An 18,395-nucleotide genomic window follows, 5' to 3' on the forward strand; every position below is an offset into this window, starting at 1 on the left:
CGGGATGTGTTTGCTGGCGGCAACTCCGATGACTTTGGGTTTAGAACAATCGTTAAACCAACTTTAATTTTTTAACGCAACCTCCAATATGGGAAAAAGAGAACAACAATGAAACGCAGACACCTCTGGGTATTAAATCCGTGCCTGTTAGCTATGCTCGCGCCCGCAGCATGGGCAGAAGATCAAATGGTGGTTTCTGCCAGCCGCTCACACCGCAGTGTGGCTGAAATGGCACAAACCACTTGGGTGATTGAAGGTCAGGAACTTGAGCAGCAGGTTCAAGCTGGCAAGGAAATCAAAGATATACTGGCACAATTGATTCCTGGCATGGATGTCAGCAGTCAGGGGCGGACCAACTACGGCATGAATATGCGTGGCCGATCAATGATGGTGATGATCGATGGCGTGCGCCTGAACTCTTCACGCAGCGACAGCCGCCAGCTTGATTCTATCGACCCGTTTAATATTGGGCATATAGAAGTGATCTCCGGTGCCACTTCGCTTTATGGTGGAGGTAGCACCGGCGGTTTGATCAATATTGTGACCAAAAAAGGTCAGGAAGAAAAACAGGTCGAACTACAAGTTGGTGGCAAAACCGGGTTTAACAGCCATAACGACCACGATGAGAATATCGGGGCTGCGGTGAGCGGCGGGAATGAGCAAGCATTCGGTCGGTTTTCTGTTTCCTATCAACGTTATGGCGGCTGGTATGACGGTAAAGGCAATGAGGTATTGATCGATAATACCCAGACCGGTCTGCAATATTCTGGCCGCCTTGACGTGATGGGCACAGGTACCTTCAACATTGATGACCACCAGCAATTGCAGTTAACCACCCAGTATTTCAACAGCGAATCCGATGGCAAACACGGCTTGTATCTGGGAGAGAACTTCTCGGCGGTAACGGGTACCGGCCAGGCATCTAATAGCGGCAACCTGAACTCAGATCGTATTCCGGGCACTGAGCGCCACCTCATCAACCTGCAATACTCCAATACCGACGTCTGGGGCCAGGACTTGGTGGCACAGGTATTTTACCGTGATGAATCATTGACCTTTTATCCGTTCCCAACCCTGAACAAAGCGGGTACTGCGGTAACCAGTATCGGTGCATCACAGCAGAAAACTGACTTTTACGGCGGTAAACTGACGCTAAACAGTAAACCCATCGACAGCCTCACGCTGACTTATGGTGTCGACGCAGAGCATGAAAGTTTCAACGCCAACCAGCAGTTCTTCAATCTGGCACGGGCACAGCAGTCTGGCGGGATGACATTACAAAATGCCTACAATGTTGGCCGTTACCCAAGTTACACCACCACCAATCTCGCGCCGTTCCTGCAAACCAGCTATGACATCAACCCCATCTTTACCCTGAGTGGTGGCGTTCGCTATCAGTACACCGAGAACAAGGTAGATGATTTCGTCGGTTATGCCCAGCAACAAGCGATTGCCAACGGCAGTGCGACCTCAGCAGATACGGTGCCGGGAGGGAAAACGGATTACAACAACGTCCTGTTTAATGCCGGTTTGCTGGCGCATCTGGCACAAAGCCAACAGACGTGGTTCAACTTCTCTCAAGGATTTGAGATCCCCGATCTGGCGAAATATTACGGCTCAGGGACCTATCAGTTGGTCAACGGCCATTACAAACTGCAAAAAAGCGTCAACGTAAATGACTCCAAGCTGGAGGGTATTAAGGTTAATGCTTATGAATTAGGCTGGCGCTATACCGGTGATAACCTGCGCACTCAAATCGCCGGTTACTACTCATTATCTGACCAAACTATTGCTATCAACAAAACAGATATGACCATCAGTGTGTTGCCGGACAAACGCCGGATCTACGGGGTTGAAGGCGCGGCGGATTATTTCTTCGAGGACAGCGAATGGAGCACCGGAGCAACATTTAACCTGATTAAATCTGAGACCAAAACTGACGGTAAGTGGCAGAAACTCACGGTTGATAGCGCCAGCCCGTCGAAAGCCACCGCCTATGTTGGTTGGGCACCGGGTGACTGGAATCTGCGGGTACAATCCCAGCAAACCTTTGATGTGTCAGACAGTAAAGGCCGCAAACTTGATGGCTATAACACTATCGATTTCCTGAGCAGCTACGCCTTGCCAGTGGGTAAAATCAGCTTCAGCATCGAAAACCTGTTGGATAAAGAGTACACCACCGTTTGGGGCCAGCGCGCACCGATTCTGTATAGCCCCACCTACGGAGCACCTGATCTCTATACCTACAAAGGACGTGGCCGTACCTTTGGTGTGAACTACTCTGTGTTGTTCTAATAACGGGATAAAAACGGGCGTAAACATGTAGTTACGCCCGTTTTTTCACCTTAACGGTAATAAACCGCGATATGCTGATCTTGCACTTTTTCGATACGGATTTTTATATCGAAAATCTCTTCAAGAATATCGGGTTGCATAATCTCAGCGGGTGCCCCTCGATAAATAACCTCACCATTCTTCATCGCAATAATGTGGTCAGAATACGCAGAAGCAAAATTGATATCGTGGATAACGAGGATAATGGTTTTGTGCAATTCATCTGCGGCACGCCGTAATTGTTTCATCATCGCAACGCAATGTTTCATATCTAAATTATTTAATGGCTCATCCAGCAGGATATATTTCGTGTCCTGACAAAGCACCATTGCTACATAGGCGCGTTGCCGTTGCCCGCCTGATAGCTCATCAAGATAGCGATCCTTCAGCGGCACCAGATTAAGAAACTCCATCGCAGCATCAATATACTGACGGTCATTTTCGTTGAGCCGCCCTTTGGAATAGGGATAGCGCCCGAAACTAACCAAATCTGCCACGGTCAGGCGGCTGGTGAAGTGATTCTCCTGACGTAAAACTGACAGAATAGTCGCCAGTTTATCACCGGAGGTTTTCGCCACATCCAACCCATTAAACCGCACGCTACCGATATCAGGTGCTAACAACCGGCTCATAATCGATAATAAAGTCGATTTGCCCGCACCGTTTGGTCCAATGATTGAAGTAACACCACCAGAAGGAATGCTCTCATTTATATTATTGAGAACCGCCGTATCCTGGTATTTTTTATTAATGTCATTAATTTCAATCATACCGGAGCCTTCTTTATTAAAAGATATATAAACAGCGCACCACCAATAAACTCAATAACCACCGATAATGTCCCAGACATATTCAGTAAGCGCTCCAAAATCAATTGCCCGCCAACCAATGTAATGGTTCCCAGCAGAAATACACCGGGGAGTAAATATTGATGGCGGAATGAACCAACAATTGGATAAGCCAAATTAGCGATAAGCAAACCTAAGAATGTCAGCGGCCCCACCAGTGCTGTAGAGATGGCAACCAACAGCGAGACCAGCAGCAAAATAGTGGTTATTTTTTTCTGATAGGCAACACCGAGATTAATCGCGGTATTTCGGCCAAGGGCGATAATATCGAGGCAATGGCGCATGCGCCAAACGATGAGAGCCACAATCACAATTATCCCCGTAGATACGGCAATAATCTCTGCTGGTGCTCGAGTAAAGGTGGCAAACACCCTCCCCTGCAATATGGCAAACTCCCCCGGCGAAAGAAGACGTTGCATCAGGCTCGATAGACTGCGGAACAACGTGCCACAAACCAAGCCAACCAGCAGCACCTTATGCAGATTGATCCCCACGCCGGTCAGTAACCAACGGTAAAGAAACACCGAGAACAGTAACAGCAGTGCCGACTCACAGAGAAATTTCCCCGTAATACCTAACACTCTGAAACCATCGGCATCAACAAAAAACACCAACATGGTCTGGATGAGAATAAACAGTGCTTCTAATCCCATCACTGATGGCGTCAAAATACGGTTATTGGTTACTGTTTGGAATAAGACAGTGGCGACTCCTGCAGCAAAGGCAACCAATAACATGGTGGCTAAAATAAGACCACGATGCACCAGAATATACTGGATATTGCCCCTTAAATTAATCGTCATAAAGATAACAATCGCAGTAAGTGCAATGATGCTCAATAGTAACAACCGCTTTGCCGGTAAGCTTAACGCCCGATTGGCGCTCGAAAGCCAATTCCCTTTTGATAAAAGCTCATTAACCTGCATGGCGTTTTGTCCTAACAATTAATAATAGGAAAACGAGTGCGCCAATCGCGCCTAAAATAACGCTGGCAGGGATTTCAAATGGGTAGCTAATTAACCGACCGATAATATCGCATAACACAACCAAACCACCGCCACAGAGACTTACCCAAGGTATGGTTCGGCGCAGGTTATCCCCCATCGCCATACTGACAATATTGGGTACAATCAAACCGAGAAAAGGAAGCACGCCAATCACGACCACCACCACGCCACTGATGATGGCAATAATGGACATTCCTATCAGCATAACCCGTTGATAATTGAGTCCAACATTGACCGAAAAATCCCGTCCCATGCCTGCCACGGTAAAACGATCTGCTATCAGGCAAGCAATCAATGTTAAAGCGCCCACGATCCACAGCAGTTCATAGCGGCCCTGCAACACACCAGAGAAATCGCCTGACTCCCAACTGCCCAACGATTGCAGAAGATCGAACTCCATTGCCAGAAAGGTTGTTACCGCACTAAATACCGCGCCCAACATAATGCCGGTCAGCGGTACCATCAGCGCTGATTTCATCCGCATCCGCGCCAGTAGCATCATAAAGAGTGCAGTCCCCCCCATCGCGAAGACCGTAGCCACCAACATCTTCACCATCACCGGAGCCGATGGGCTGAACACCATGACCAGTAATAGACCCAGGCTAGCGGACTGAGTTGTACCCGCAATAGAGGGTTCGACAAAACGGTTCTGCGTCAGCATCTGCATGATGAGGCCAGCAACACTCATGGCGCTACCAGCAAGGACTAATGCCAGCGTGCGCGGCACTCGGCTGAGTATAAAGATGTCGCGCATATCAGGATCAGACCAGACATCCGCGAAAGTGACATGACCAGCACCGATAAACAGGCTACACGCCATCAGGCCCAGTAAAATAACCAGGCCTGCTATAAAACTAAGATTTTTCATCAGTAAAATTACTGCGCTGGTGCGGATTTATCCAACACGGCACTGACCTTATCCATCAATTTTGTATAGCTCTGTATGCCACCGGCAATATAGAGCGAGGCAGAATCGAGATAGATAACGTGATCATTTTGCCATGCTTTAGTTTTATGGATCAGCGGATTATCAAGGACTTGCTGTGCCGACTGGCCTTCAGCGCGCCCAATGGCATTATCCCTATCCAGTACAAACAGCCACTCAGGGTTAGCATTAAGAATGAATTCAGAGGTCACTACATTCCCATGACTACCGGTTTGTGTAAAAGTGGCCGCTGGGGTGAAACCTAACTCATCAAACACAAAACCAAAACGGGAGCCCGGCGTGTAGGCCGACATTTTTCCGCCACTGACCATCACGACCATGGCTGAACCGGCATTAGCTGATTTTTGCTTTATCTCATTTATCTGGGATGAGAATTTGCTCAGCAGTGCTTTCGCCTCTTCTTCTTTACCAAAAATAGAGGCCAGTTGCTCAGTACGCTGAGCCAAACTCTGGGTAAAGTGCTGAGTATCCACATCGAGTGCGATGGTCGGTGCGATAGCGCTAAGTTTGTCGTAGGCATCATGAGCACGACCGCCCGCGATGATCAGATCAGGTTTAGCCTGACTTAATGCCTCGTAATCAGGTTCGAATAATGTGCCAGCATTCAGGTATTCAGTGCCGCTATATTGGGATAAAAATGCAGGCAGATGGGCGCTGGTTTGCGGGACACCGGCGACTTTAATGTGCAAGGCATCGGCAGTATCGAGCACGGAGGGGTTCAATATGATGACTTTTTGCGGGTTTAGCGGAACCTGAGTGGTTCCTTGCGCATGCTCAATACTGATTTTTGCTGATTCTTCCGGGGTTGCGGATGAATCATCACACCCGGTAATCGCAACAGTTGCCGCCAATAATGACGAAAATAAAGCCAGACGTAATCGCATTTTCTCTCCTGAAAAGTGGGGATGTAAATATCCTTGAGTGCTAACACTAATGATTTGCATTACCAATTCTGGGATGATACCGATCTATATATCCGATGAACAGGTTACGTGATCAATCTTTTGATAAATTAATAGGATTAACAGTCTATTAAGATGCATTGAGTGGGGTAAACCATGGTGCAAGCTAACGGTAACTCATTGTATTTATTTAATATAAAACCATTCTGGATAGATTAAATGCGTCACCGGCGGCAAAAATTGCTATAATAGGGCATGTTTAGTGTCGATATCGTCTTACAAGCTCCCCCTGATCTGGGGAATGACCTTACATCTAACCCTAAATAACCCACGTTTAGATGCCGGTCGCCCTGCACAACAAGGTAACCCTGTTAAAACACTGCAACATCCATCAACGGGCCGTTTTATCGCCAAATGGCCGTAACCTCAAACTGTACAGACTTAAATAGGATCGAATTTACACAGAGCCAGGCCCAACCGCCTTTTCAGGTGTGTTCAACCATCGTTGAGGCAGTTCAACGATAATGGGTCTTGCCACAACTGAGATTAACTATGCTGACTCTGCTTCATCTGCTTTCTTCTGTCGCCCTGCTGGTGTGGGGAACACACATCGTTCGCACCGGTATCATGCGTGTTTACGGTGCCGATCTGCGCCGGGTTCTGAGCGCCAGTATCCAGAAAAAACCCACTGCTTTTATCGCAGGCATTGGGGTCACGGCACTGGTACAGAGCAGTAATGCTACCGCGTTACTGGTTATCTCATTTGTATCGCAAGGGCTTATCTCCTTGTCGCCGGCCTTAGTGATTATGTTAGGGGCAGATGTCGGGACGGCGCTGATGGCGCGGGTGCTAACATTTGATCTCTCCTGGCTATCACCATTGCTAATCTTGGGTGGGGTTATTGTTTTCCTCGGCCAGCGCAAAAGTCGGGTTGGTCAGATGGGGCGGGTAGGCATCGGTCTTGGGCTGATTATTCTGGCACTGCAACTGATTGTCACTGCCGCCGGGCCGATTACACAAGCGACCGCCGTGCAAGCCATTTTTTCATCCCTGACTGGTGATACCATTCTGGCATTATTGATTGGCGCATTGTTCGCCATGATCAGTTATTCCAGTCTGGCGGCAGTATTACTGACCGCCACACTGGCTGCCACAGGTTTGGTTCCGCTGAATATCGCCCTCTGTATTGTGATTGGATCTAATCTTGGCAGTGGTTTGCTGGCGCTGATCAGCAGCCGTGGGCAGAACGCCATCTCCCGACAAGTGGTGCTGGGGAGCTTACTGTTTAAAGTGATCGGCTGTATTTTAGTCGTCCCTTGGGTCAATATGTTAGGGCAGTGGCTCATTAGCCGTAACTTGCCCGCAGCCGAAGTGGTCATTTACTTCCACGTATTCTATAACCTGCTGCGCTGCTTGTTGATGCTGCCATTTGTTGGAGTGATGACTCGTATCTGTAGCCGATTAGTCAGCGATGACCAAACCGCCCTACAACCCTCAGCCCCGCGCTATCTTGATATTAGCGCCATCGATACCCCTTCGTTAGCCTTAGCAAACGCCGTGCGGGAAACCCTGCGAATGGGTGATGTGCTGGAGCAGATGCTAGTGCGGTTTAAAGAAGTACTGGAGGGGAATAAACAGCAAAAGCATGAAGTCAGTTTGTTGGAAGATGAAGTCGACATGCTGTATAGCGCCATTAAACTCTATTTAGCGCAAATTCAGCAGGATGAATTGGGTGAGATTGATTCCCGCCGTTGGGCTGAAATTATTGATACAGCGGTTAATCTGCAACAAGCCGGCGATATTATTGGCCGCATGACTGCTGATGTGGCAGCTAAGTCACTCAATGCGCGGAAGCCATTTTCGGCCGAGGGATTTGAAGAGTTAAATACTCTGCACACCCGCCTGGTAGCCAATCTGGATTTAGGAATGTCGGTGTTTTTATCCCGCGATATCAATAACGCCAAACGCCTACGCCGTGCCAAGCATCGTTTCCGTTTGTTAAACCGCCGCTATTCTCACTCGCACGTTGAACGCCTGCATCAACAAAATGTGCAGAGTATTGAAACCAGCAGTCTGCACATGGGGCTATTAGGTGATATGAAACGTTTGAATTCACTGTTCTGCTCAACCGCATACCATGTGTTAGAAGTGCAGGAAGAGTCATTAGATTAAGGTAATAGTGGGGTTTACATTGAGGAGGGCGGCTATATATACCGGCCCTCCCCTGATACGCTATTTTACCACCGCCTATTTAGCCGCTAACAAGCAGATAGTTCGGGTTAACTCATACGATTTTACAAAGGAGCTAATTGGCAAGAATTCAAACGGTGAATGGAAGTTATGAGCTCCGGTGAAATAGTTGGGTGTCAATAATCCCTGAGTCGATAACGCTGCACCATCTGTGCCGCCACGCATTGGGATCACCTTAGGTTCAATATTCAACGCGGCCATGGCAGAGAAAATCAAATCAATCGCCTGAGTATCTTCACCTATCGAGTTGCTGATATTGCTGTAAACGTCGGTGACGGAATAGCTGATTTTTGCACGTGGATATTTCGCTGCAACCTGTGTAACCACCTCACCAATTCGTGCTTTGCGCGCTTCGAATAACGCATTATCAAAATCGCGAATCGCAATTTTCAGTTTGGCGTGATTCGGGTTGGCAACCATATCAGTAAACCAGACATACCCTTCCCGCCCTTCAGTATGTTCCGGTGTTTCCTGTGGGTCGAACTCACTGATAATGTCATAAGCTACGCGGATAGGGTTGATCAGCACATTCTTGGCAGACATAGGATGAGCGGTTACCCCGACAATATCAATCTCGGCTGAGGCGGCGTTAAAGTTCTCAAATACCACCTCCCCCAGTTCGCAACAATCAATCGTATAGGCGAAATCAACATCAAACCGTGCCAGATCCAACGCTTTGGCACCACGCAAGCCAATCTCTTCATCCGGCACAAACGCCACCACGATATCCCCATGGCAATCATCAGCACTCAGGTTCTCCAACAGCGTCATCACTACCGTTACCGCTGCTTTATTATCCGCCCCCAATACGCTGGTGCCATCGCCAAAAATAATGTCTTCATCTTGGTAACGAAGGATTTCCGGGTGCTCTGATGTGCGCAGATAGATACCCTGTTCAGGATTCAGGCAGAGATCACTGCCGGTAAACCGCAACCGCTGCGGGTGGATATCAGGCGATAAACCAACATCGACGGTATCAATGTGCGTAATGAAACCAATTCGTGGTGCGGCGGGTTGGTTTCCTGGTTTACGGGCAGTTACCGTCGCATGGGCATCAATGACGATATCTTCCAATCCTAACTGGCGCAGTTCTTCTGCTAACATTTGCGCCATCTTATGCTGCCCTACAGTGCTGGGGAGCGTCACTGAAGCGCCATCGCTCTGGCTGCTCACCGCCAGATAACGGAAGAAGCGTTGGGTCAGTTGTTCTGAGAGTGCCATTGTCATTTTTTATTCCTTATAGACTTAATTCATATCATCAGCATTACAGGTAAACAGGGAATTAACTGCCAGCCGGATAGGTATACCCACTCTGGAACCCTAGCGGGATACCCAACCCCCAGAACAGATACAGCATCAGGGTTAATACAATGGTCAGTCCGAGAGTATAAGGCAACATCATGGCGCAAAGCGTCCCAACCCCAGTTTTAGAACAATACTGACGGCAATACATAATGATCAATGGATAGAAAGCAAACATCGGAGTCGAGATATTCACCGTGGAGCTAACTCGGAAACTGGCCTGCGTCAGTTCCGGGGAAATACCAACTGCCATCAGCATCGGGACTAATACCGGTGCCAAAATAGACCATTTAGATGAAGCCGATGTGATAATAATATCTAATGTACAAGACAGCAGAATCACCCCAAGAATAGTGAAACCGGCTGGCATTGCGAGGGTACGCAGGAAATCCGCCCCAGAAATTGCCAACAACGTGCCGATATTGGAATGGCTGAATGAATAAAGAAACTGGGCGCAGAAGAAGCTGAACACTAAAAACGAAACCAATGAACGGGTAATATTTTCCATGCTACTGGTAATGTCTTTCGTGCTTTTGAAGGTACCGGCACTAAAGCCATAAATCAGCCCTGGGATGGCAAACATAAAGAACAGCAAGGGCACTATCGCCTGCATAATCGGGGCATCAGGGCGGGTCAGGCTCCCCTCCGGCGAACGCAGTAAGGAATTTTCTGGGTAAAGCGCTGCCGCCAGACCAATCAACATAAACAACATGGTCAAACCGGCTTTTTTAAAGGCTTTACTCTCCTGAGGTGTCACTTTTTGCAGTTCATCACTGTTGTGAAGCACACTGAGGTCATCATTTAATGGCATCGACTTAACCAGCCGTGGCTCAACAATTTTCTCGGTAATAAACCAACACACCAGAATCACCGCAAAGGTGCTGCCAAAGCTCAGGAAATAGTTACACAACACGTTGACGTTATAACTTGGGTCAATTATATGTGCCGCCCCTTGGGTGAAACCCTGCATGATCGGATCGATAATCGATGGCGTGTAACTGGCAGAAAAACCGCCAGCCAAGCCCGCGAAAGCGGCGGCGATGCCTGCCAGCGGATGGCGACCACTGGCATAGAACATCATGGCAGACACCGGCATCAAAATGACATACGCCGAGTCAGATGCGACGTGGCTCACCACCCCGATAAATATTACTGCGGGTGTCAAAATTCGTTGTGGCGTGACGTTAAGCATCTTTTTCAGCATCACCTGAATAAAGCCGCTGCCCTCAGCAACCCCAATCCCTAACGTGGCCACAATAGTGATAGCCAGTGGTGGGAAGTTGATAAAGTTTTTGACCATAGTGGTAATAAAGGTCACCAACTCAACCGGTGCCAACATATTGGTCACTTTTATCTGATCGCCCGTCAGAGGGTGGTAATAGTCGAAATTGATAAATGACAATGCAAAGGAGAGAGCCCAGCACACACCCAATGCATAAATAAACAACATAGTGATATCCGGCATCGCATTACCGATACGTTCAATGGTATTCAGTATTCCGGTCTGCCGGTTTTCCTGCGGTTCTATAGCTGACATATCCTGTCCTTTCCCTGTAAAGCGGCCGAGGCCAAAACGGACAAGAAATACGTGTGACTTCCTGTCGCGAGAGAGTAATTGCGGGGTGTGGGGAAAACAAAACCAATATCGAACGGGGTAAGAAGCCAATAAACCCGGCCAATAAAACCAATCTAACTTAATGAATAATATAATATTTTTATGTTCTATTTTTTATAACAAAAACTGTAAATCGTCAATTTAATTTCATTACACATTTAATTTAATACAATACTAAGTACCATAATTTAGATAATGATATTAATTTAGCATCGTAAAAAAAGGCACGTCAGGTTAATAAGCTGCCAACAGAATAAATTCAAAATATAAAACCAAAGGAATAAACAACGTTTACAGGTGTTACTTATCTTTGTTAGCAAATTTTAACCATAAAAAACGGCACATACCTGATGATATGTACCGTGCATGGCTTATAACGGCTAATTTTAATCCAGCCAGTCCGCAAGGATCTGCTGCGTCGTTTTTACTGTGATGCGGTTCCCCGGAATGGACAACTCAGCCCACACCTCATTATGTTGCGCGATAAGCTGCTGAGCCGTGACATATTGCCGGTCAGCAGTGGTATGGGCATCAGATGCGATGGTCAGCGCATATCCTTTACTGGCAGCAATTTTGATAGTGGTATCAACACAGTAATCCGTGGCACAACCGCAAATAGTCAGATGAGTTGCCCCTAGCTGAGCAATAACCGTGTCGAGCGGTGTCTGATAAAACGAGTCGCACGCTGTTTTGGTAACAGAAATAGCCTTCTGTGGATAATGTAATTCCGGTAGGATTTGCCACAGTTCACTCCCTTGCGTCATTTCATCTTCTGCATGCTGGATGAAAATAACCTGGTCGGCATGGTCGATCAGTTGATTAATGCGAACAACGCGACCTTCACGGTCAAAACGCGGATTAGCAAAAACTCCGTTTTGCATATCAATAACAATAACAACATTTTCTCTGATCACCGCCAGCCTCTATGATGTATGTGAACCCACCGTTAAGTTAAAACAGATTTTAGGGTAAAACCCTATGCTAAGTTAAAAAACTTGGCTTCCGCAGTCGCCCACTGATACAAAATCTAATGAAAAACAACCTCATCCCGACCGCCATTTTTCGCTTGATAGAGTGCTTTATCGGCTGATTTAATCGCATCATCAAATGAGGTATCTTTAACATATAAAGCCGCACCGATAGATATCGTAATATTAAGGGAATGGTTGTCAGGTGTAATAAACAGCGTATCGCGGATATGTGTGATAATCCGCGCCAAGATCTCGCGGGCAATTTTGTTATCTGCGGTATGAATTAACAGCAAAAACTCTTCACCGCCATACCGCGCCAGAAAATCATTCCCTCTAATCACCGATTTTAGTTCCTGCGCGATATCATATAAAATTTTATCACCGGCAGAATGCCCATGACTATCATTCACCTTTTTAAAGAAATCTATATCAATCAAAGCAATAAAACAGTCCTTCCGCGTTTGTTTAAAATTATCCAGATGCCGATTAATACTGAATCTATTGGGTAATTTCGTCAGTTGATCTGTCGAGGATTGAAATTGCAACATAGAAAATTTACTAAATGTCTTTTGAAAACGGCTAAAAATAAAATAGAGTATCGAGAGTAGAATAATACTCATTAATGATTTAAATATTGAGCGATAAAGGTAGCCTAAAGAAACTAACCGATCAAAATTCAAAGCAATATTGATACATTGTGGAATAAAAACAGAAAGGAAGAAAGTATAATATTTTTTATTATCCCAAATCTTTAACGCTATAGATAAGAACATAAATGACATAATAAAAATATCATAAAATGGCGACAAACCAAATACAAACACAGCATGGATAGCGTAGCTTATCAATAACGGAATGGGACCAAAAATCAATGCTGTCAGTACAATAGGGCTAATAATTAACCCAAAGAGCGTAGCGCTAGTTTGGTTATGAAAATCAGCAAGATAGGTTGCGGTCAGTCCAGCAATCACTCCCATTAGAATTTTATAATGTAACTGATTCGGTTTTTGTCTGGTAATAATATAAAGATAAGGTAATGATATGCAAAGATAGATAATGCAGACCGCATTAAAGGAACTTGTCAAAACACTCTGCATCAATTGAAACATAATATAATCTTCTACACTTAATGAACTCGGCTATAGAGAGTGGTAGCCAAGTACACAGAAAAAGGAAAGTTATAACGTAATATTGTAGGTTTTCTTTAACTTTACGCGTTCAATCATAAAGGAGTGAACTATATCGTAAAATTAATAATTTATAAATAATTATATTTTTCTCAGCCATTTCATTTAGCACAACTTAAACTTAATACCACCTAACCATAGTATTATCCCTCGCCATAAGGAATATAAGCAGGATTTAATAATTAAAAAAATGCTGATAAGTGGTAAGAAAGCATCCATTCTTCCTGCGGGAAATAAAAAACCAGCCGTTAAGCTGGTTGTTATTATTCTGGCAAATCTTACGACTTACGCCCTTAAATCGTTTATTTTTTTAGTTGTAGCGTGGTCATACAAGTTTGGCTCTCAGCATGGGTAGCAAAAGGTGATACAGCCTTAAGACCTTGATAACTCACTTCAATAACGCCCTCAATATTGCGTGGTAACCAAACCCCGATAAATCCATTTTGATAGCTGGTTAGCTTATCCTGCACGATGACTTTCCCGTTTTTATCGGTGATTTTTACATCGAATGGGGTATTTGCTCGTTCACCACGGCAGCCAGACAAACTGTGATTAAAGCATGGATGAGTTTGGTTTACATAGGGGGCAAATGAGAGATAAAACTTATCACCCAAGGGGAAGGAATACTGCTGCTGCCCGTCGGATAAAGTGAGTTCAGTACCCGTTACCGAGGCTGAATATGCCAGAGGCCGTTCTTGTTTTGACTGATCAATAGCATCAACCATCTGCTCAGTGGTTTTTCCCGCTAAGCCATGTTGAGCCAAAAATTCAGTCTGTGTCGCCGCCGAGGCAAAATGGCTAAAAGTGACTGCAGCTAAAGCAACAATAGTCAGCCGGGCAGTTGAAGCAAATGTCTTTTTCACTGTCATGGTATCCTTCTGGTAAGAGGAAATGTTCCAGATAAGTTGGAATAGTGACTGATAATCTAAACCCTCCCCTTAGGGGAGGGTCAAAGGCAGATTTGAATAGAAAGGTAAGCTATTGTATAGAAATGAATTTTATTGATGTAAATCAAATTAACACCCTGACGCACAGCCCAAAACTGATTAATTAATATCAGGATGTTGAGCGATCAGATTCTTTCTCTTTTTCTCAAGCTCGACTATTTGCTGATCAATATCATCAATATTATGTTCGATATGGTCATGGTGTTCCTGCAATATCTCTTTAGCCTCCGCCCGATCAGACGCTGCTGGCGTTGCACCTTTCAGCGGCATATTGGCAGTCTCTTTCATAAATATCCCGGTAACCAAACCAATAACCGCCACCACCATTAAGTAATAAGCTGGCATAAACAGATTTTGCGTTGTTTCAACCAACCACGCAGCCACTGTTGGTGTCAGCCCTGCAACCAACACCGACACATTAAACGCGATAGCTAATGCGCTGTATCGGATATGGGTTGGGAACATCGCGGGTAATATTGAGGCCATCACGCCAGTAAAACAGTTAAGCAAAATAGCCAGGATCAACAAACCACAAAATATCAACCCGATGATGCCACTATTAATTAGAATAAAGCTGGGAATAGCGAGAATAAACAACCCAATACTGCCGCAAATAACAAAAGGTTTACGGCCAAACTTATCGCTCATTAACCCCATAACAGGCTGAACGAATAACATACCCAGCATGATTGCAATGATGATCAATACACCGTGATCTTCAGAGTAATGCAAACTATGGGATAGATAGCTTGGCATGTAGGTCAGTAGCATGTAATAGGTGACGTTGGTAGCAATAACCATCCCGACACAGATAATCAGGCTCTTCCATTGTTTGGTTAAGATCTCACGGAAAGAAACTTTAGGTGGTTCGGCAATATTATGGCGCGAATCATTATCAATTTTATCCACGTACTGTTGAAAGGTCGGTGTCTCTTCCAGTGCATGACGTAAATAGATACCGATTAATCCTAATGGTGCAGCAACGAAGAACGGAATACGCCACCCCCACTCAAGGAAACTGGCTTCACCCACAATACTGGAAATCAGCAGAACGACCCCAGCCCCTAAAACGAAGCCAGCAATGGAACCAAAATCTAGCCAACTGCTAAGAAAACCCCGTTTTCTATCGGGTGAGTATTCCGCCACAAAAATAGCGGCTCCGGTATATTCGCCGCCAACCGAAAACCCCTGCGCCAGTTTTGCCAATAGCAACAATATGGGTGCCCAAATACCTATCGAGGCATAAGAGGGAATCAGACCAATGCAGAACGTACTGATCGACATAATAATGATGGTGACAGACAGGACTTTTTGCCGCCCATATTTATCCCCTAACGCACCAAAGAATAAGCCACCGAGGGGGCGAACCAGGAAAGGAACGGAAAAGGTCGCCAGCGCAGCAATCATCTGAAGACCAGGATCAGCACCGGGGAAAAATACCTGACCAAGTGCAAATGCGACAAAACCATACACCCCGAAATCGAACCACTCCATGGCATTGCCCAACGCCGCTGCGGTGATTGCCTTCTTCAGTTTGGCATCATCAATGATGGTAATATCATTGATTTGCATAGGTTTAATACTCTTTCTTCGTAGTCCCATTTTTTCTTCCTTATGTTCCCAATAGCTCCACTGCATAAAGCATGAAAATGATGACGCGCAGTAATACCTGTTAAAAAATTCAAATTTAGTGAGGTATTTATAAGAATTGTTGTAAAACGAGGAGATATGTAGGGTAGAACAGCCTGCCACCTTTAGACAGAATAACTTAACATTATCGTAAATGCATGCTGAATTACGGGTTATAAGTGGCATAAATAGATATTTATGCCATACTAACAAAAATAACTAGCTTAAAATCCTTACATGATTACCAGTAAGATCAGTGGGTGTTACACGCACGTGCAATGCCGGATTATCGCTCTCATCCTTAAGCTGCACCCCTGATAAGCGCCGTTGGAAAGATTGCTCCAACAACCAAGCCAGCTTAAAAGCAGCCTGTGGATAATCCAACCCTTCTGGCCGGATATTAGAAATACAATTGCGCTCAGACTCCAACCGCCGCGTGTTCGGCCCCCAAGTCATATAAATACCCAAACTATCAGGGGAAGAAAGCCCCGGCCTTTCACCAATCAGCATAACAACGGCTTTGGCTTGTAAACATTCACCTGCATCATCCCCTAATGCTACCCGTGATTGATGAGCCAATACTATCGGTGCCAATGATAAGCCAAGCGTTTGCAAATAAGGTCGTAAGGCCATCACCAAAGGAATTGCCTGCCGGTGTACCGCTTTCGATGACAAACCGTCACCAATAACTAACAGGATATCGGCTTGCTTATCAGGCCATGCACACAACTGTTCACGGCTTTGCGACGATAATTTTCGGCCAAGATCCGGGCGGCGCAGATAAGTTGCACGATCCGGCGCAGCACTGTTGACGGTAAGTGTCTGTAATCCTGAATCTGCCAGTTGATTAGCAAGATCCTCGCTGATAAAAGGCTGGTGCACGGCATCCCGTGCCTGCGCATGTGCCAAACCAAATTTCAACAGCTCTTCAGTAGGCAAACTTGCTCCTGTACGGCCAAGAGCAATACGCGCCGCCGTGAACTGGCGCAAAACCGCCCACGAATTGCGATGTAACACTCCGGTTATTATCTCATTTCCGCTCATCAGAATGCTCCCATATGTGGCAACTGCGCTAATAACGGATGATTGGCCGCGGTATCACGCAAGCGCCCCTGAGCATCCATAATATTCATTTTTTCTAGCCACAGACCAAACTCTGGTGCATGTTTCAGACCGAGCAATTGCCGGATATACAACGCATCATGAAACGACGTGCTTTGATAATTAAGCATGATGTCATCAGCTCCCGGTATCCCCATCATAAAGGTCAGCCCAGCCGTCCCCAGTAAGGTCAGCAAAGTATCCATATCATCCTGATCCGCCTCAGCATGGTTGGTATAGCAGACATCACAACCGAGTGGGACACCCAGTAACTTGCCACAGAAATGGTCTTCCAAACCGGCACGGATAATCTGTTTACCATCATAAAGATATTCTGGCCCGATAAACCCGACGACAGTATTAGTCAGTAACGGTGAGAAGCGGCGAGCAATTGCATAAGCGCGCGCCTCGCAAGTTTGTTGATCAACCCCGAAATGGGCATTACCGGAGAGACAACTGCCCTGCCCGGTTTCGAAATACATCACATTGTCACCGACAGTGCCTCGCTTGAGACTCAATGCCGCACAATGTGCTTCTTCCAACAATGCCAGATTGATACCAAAACCGGCATTTGCCGCTTCACTGCCCGCAATAGACTGGAACACCAAATCAACCGGCGCTCCGCGTTCAATCAACTTAATCGTGTTAGTAACATGCGTTAATACGCAGGATTGTGTGGGGATCTCAAAGCGGCTTATCACATCATCCAACATATAATTAAGTTTTTCTAACAAGGGTAAACTGTCACTGGCGGGATTGATGCCAATCACAGCATCACCGCTGCCATACAGCAGGCCATCAAGCATGCTGGCGGCGATCCCCTGCAAACTGTCCGTGGGATGATTGGGTTGTAGCCGTACACTTAAGTGACCAGCAAGGCCAATTGTGTTACGGAATCGGGTAATCACACGGCATTTCTTTGCCACCAGAATCAAATCCTGATTACGCATTATTTTACTGACAGCGGCGGCCATTTCTGGGGTGATACCAGCACTGATTTGCGCTAACGTCGCGCTGTCGGCTTGTTCACTGAGTAACCAATCACGAAAATCACCGACGGTCAGATGCGCTATTGGCGCAAAAGCCTGCGGGTCATGGCTGTCAATAATCAACCGTGTGACTTCATCCTGCTCATAAGGAATCAGCATTTGCTGTAAAAATGTTTTTAGCGGTAAATCTGCCAGCGTCATACGGGCAGCCATACGTTCTTCAGCACTTTCTGCCGCAACGCCCGCCAGATAATCGCCCGAACGTGCCGGTGAAGCTTTAGCCATTAAATCCCGTAAATCGCCAAAGTGGTAACTGCGATGGCTCAGTGTTGTCTGGTACATACCGCGTCCTTTAGCCGCACAGGCT

15 protein-coding genes are annotated in these 18,395 nt (G+C 46.1%); 3 read left to right on the plus strand and 12 right to left on the minus strand.

Annotation, left to right across the window (positions count from 1 at the left end; genetic code table 11):
* The first annotated feature begins 108 nt into the window (after positions 1-108).
* The gene (locus A6J67_RS22925; protein ID WP_032907747.1) at positions 109-2,295 is read left to right on the plus strand and encodes a TonB-dependent siderophore receptor; all 2,187 of its coding nucleotides are present in this window, start codon (positions 109-111) and stop codon (positions 2,293-2,295) included.
* A gap of 50 nt (positions 2,296-2,345) precedes the next feature.
* Here A6J67_RS22925 and A6J67_RS22930 read toward each other — a convergent pair whose 3' ends face one another.
* The 4 genes from A6J67_RS22930 to A6J67_RS22945 are packed head-to-tail and all read right to left on the minus strand — an operon-like array spanning position 2,346 to position 6,019.
* The gene (locus tag A6J67_RS22930; RefSeq protein ID WP_032907750.1) at positions 2,346-3,104 is read right to left on the minus strand and encodes an ABC transporter ATP-binding protein; all 759 of its coding nucleotides are present in this window, start codon (positions 3,102-3,104) and stop codon (positions 2,346-2,348) included.
* Complete coding sequence (locus A6J67_RS22935) at positions 3,101-4,108, minus strand: iron chelate uptake ABC transporter family permease subunit (RefSeq protein ID WP_032907752.1); 1,008 nt, start codon at positions 4,106-4,108, stop codon at positions 3,101-3,103. Before A6J67_RS22935 ends, A6J67_RS22930 begins: the two co-directional genes overlap by 4 nt.
* Positions 4,098-5,057, minus strand: a complete 960-nt coding sequence (locus A6J67_RS22940) for an ABC transporter permease (RefSeq protein ID WP_042569085.1) — start codon at positions 5,055-5,057, stop codon at positions 4,098-4,100. Before A6J67_RS22940 ends, A6J67_RS22935 begins: the two co-directional genes overlap by 11 nt.
* Before the next feature lie 8 nt (positions 5,058-5,065).
* A complete protein-coding gene (locus A6J67_RS22945) occupies positions 5,066-6,019 on the minus strand; it encodes a siderophore ABC transporter substrate-binding protein (RefSeq protein ID WP_050296940.1) in 954 nt (317 codons plus the stop codon).
* 319 nt (positions 6,020-6,338) lie between these two features.
* Here A6J67_RS22945 and A6J67_RS23840 point away from each other — a divergent pair, with 319 nt between their 5' ends.
* Both A6J67_RS23840 and A6J67_RS22950 read left to right on the plus strand, forming a co-directional pair.
* A complete protein-coding gene (locus A6J67_RS23840) occupies positions 6,339-6,461 on the plus strand; it encodes a hypothetical protein (RefSeq protein WP_005191716.1) in 123 nt (40 codons plus the stop codon).
* Positions 6,462-6,589: 128 nt separating this feature from the next.
* Positions 6,590-8,209, plus strand: a complete 1,620-nt coding sequence (locus A6J67_RS22950) for a Na/Pi cotransporter family protein (protein WP_005191719.1) — start codon at positions 6,590-6,592, stop codon at positions 8,207-8,209.
* Between the two features lie 75 nt (positions 8,210-8,284).
* On the opposite strand, the gene pepT is transcribed toward A6J67_RS22950, so the two are convergent.
* From pepT to A6J67_RS22995, 8 genes are all read right to left on the minus strand, one after another.
* On the minus strand, positions 8,285-9,514 hold the full coding sequence (gene pepT, locus A6J67_RS22955) for a peptidase T (RefSeq protein WP_050088470.1): 1,230 nt from the start codon (positions 9,512-9,514) through the stop codon (positions 8,285-8,287).
* Between the two features lie 55 nt (positions 9,515-9,569).
* Positions 9,570-11,126 (minus strand): AbgT family transporter, encoded by a 1,557-nt coding sequence (locus A6J67_RS22960; RefSeq protein WP_005191724.1) that lies wholly within the window; start codon positions 11,124-11,126, stop codon positions 9,570-9,572.
* 464 nt (positions 11,127-11,590) lie between these two features.
* Complete coding sequence (locus tag A6J67_RS22965; RefSeq protein ID WP_005191726.1) at positions 11,591-12,118, minus strand: isochorismatase family protein; 528 nt, start codon at positions 12,116-12,118, stop codon at positions 11,591-11,593.
* A 113-nt stretch (positions 12,119-12,231) separates the two neighbouring features.
* The gene (locus A6J67_RS23780) at positions 12,232-13,284 is read right to left on the minus strand and encodes a GGDEF domain-containing protein (RefSeq protein WP_226967871.1); all 1,053 of its coding nucleotides are present in this window, start codon (positions 13,282-13,284) and stop codon (positions 12,232-12,234) included.
* Positions 13,285-13,664: 380 nt separating this feature from the next.
* Entirely contained in the window at positions 13,665-14,225 is a 561-nt protein-coding gene (cueP, locus tag A6J67_RS22980; RefSeq protein WP_032907774.1) for a copper-binding periplasmic metallochaperone CueP, read from the minus strand.
* A gap of 183 nt (positions 14,226-14,408) precedes the next feature.
* Positions 14,409-15,911: a glycine betaine/L-proline transporter ProP gene (gene proP / locus A6J67_RS22985; RefSeq protein WP_032907756.1), complete on the minus strand. Its 1,503-nt coding sequence runs from the start codon at positions 15,909-15,911 to the stop codon at positions 14,409-14,411.
* Positions 15,912-16,157: 246 nt separating this feature from the next.
* Positions 16,158-16,982, minus strand: a complete 825-nt coding sequence (gene eutC, locus A6J67_RS22990; protein WP_050088471.1) for an ethanolamine ammonia-lyase subunit EutC — start codon at positions 16,980-16,982, stop codon at positions 16,158-16,160.
* The gene (locus tag A6J67_RS22995) at positions 16,982-18,370 is read right to left on the minus strand and encodes an ethanolamine ammonia-lyase subunit EutB (protein ID WP_050296939.1); all 1,389 of its coding nucleotides are present in this window, start codon (positions 18,368-18,370) and stop codon (positions 16,982-16,984) included. Before A6J67_RS22995 ends, eutC begins: the two co-directional genes overlap by 1 nt.
* Between the last annotated feature and the right edge of the window lie 25 nt (positions 18,371-18,395).

The organism is Yersinia sp. FDAARGOS_228 (genome assembly GCF_002073315.2).
Lineage (GTDB): Bacteria > Pseudomonadota > Gammaproteobacteria > Enterobacterales > Enterobacteriaceae > Yersinia > Yersinia intermedia.